This window comes from Pseudomonas sp. EL_65y_Pfl1_R83 (assembly GCF_963970695.1).
Lineage (GTDB): Bacteria > Pseudomonadota > Gammaproteobacteria > Pseudomonadales > Pseudomonadaceae > Aquipseudomonas > Aquipseudomonas tritici.
In genome coordinates, this window is the sequence record NZ_CAXAQI010000073.1 from 1 (window position 1) to 766 (window position 766).

Here is a 766-nt window from a genome sequence, read left to right on the forward strand (position 1 = left end):
GATCGAGGCGCGCGACATCGTCCTGGTCGATGGGTCGCAGCTCGCGCAGGACCATGCCGCCAGCGAAGGCCGCCTCGAAATCGAAGGATTGGTCGGCCGCACGGTCGAAGAGGTCGAGCGCGAACTGATCCTGCAAACGCTGCAGCGCTGCCACGGCAACCGCACCTCGGCCTCGGGCATCCTCGGCATTTCGGTGCGGACGATGCGCAACAAGCTGAAGACCTTCATTGAGGCCGGTATCGCCGTGTCGCCCGCTCCGTGAACGCTGTGCTGCCCCTGCCCATTACCCGCCTGCTCGAACGGATCGGTGCCGGGCGCGATCTCGCGCTGGCATTCGGCGTCATCGCGATCATCGGCATGCTCATCCTGCCGATCCCGGCATGGCTGCTCGACATCGGTCTCGCTTTGTCGATCACCTTGTCGGTGATGATCCTGATGACTTCGCTGTTCATCGAAAAGCCGCTGCAACTCTCGGCTTTCCCGACGATCCTGCTGATCGCGACGATGCTGCGGCTCGGCCTCAACCTCGCCTCGACCCGATTGATCCTGGGGCACGGACATGAAGGGCCGCAGGCGGCGGGTGGCGTGATCGGCGCGTTCGGCGAATTCCTGATGGGCGGCGAAACGATCATCGGCCTGACCATCTTCGCGATCCTGATCGTCATCAATTTCGTCGTCATCACCAAGGGTGCGGGCCGCATCGCCGAAGTGGCGGCGCGCTTCAGCCTGGACGCCATGCCCGGCAAGCAGATGGCGATCGACTCCG

At 64.2% G+C, this 766-nt stretch carries 2 protein-coding genes; both read left to right on the forward strand.

Annotated features, from left to right (window positions below):
- A partial coding sequence (locus AACY08_RS27670) for a helix-turn-helix domain-containing protein (protein ID WP_339472291.1) occupies positions 1-262 on the forward strand: 262 nt, incomplete at its 5' end.
- A partial coding sequence (locus AACY08_RS27675) for an FHIPEP family type III secretion protein (protein WP_339472292.1) occupies positions 259-766 on the forward strand: 508 nt, incomplete at its 3' end. The genes AACY08_RS27670 and AACY08_RS27675, both read left to right, overlap by 4 nt.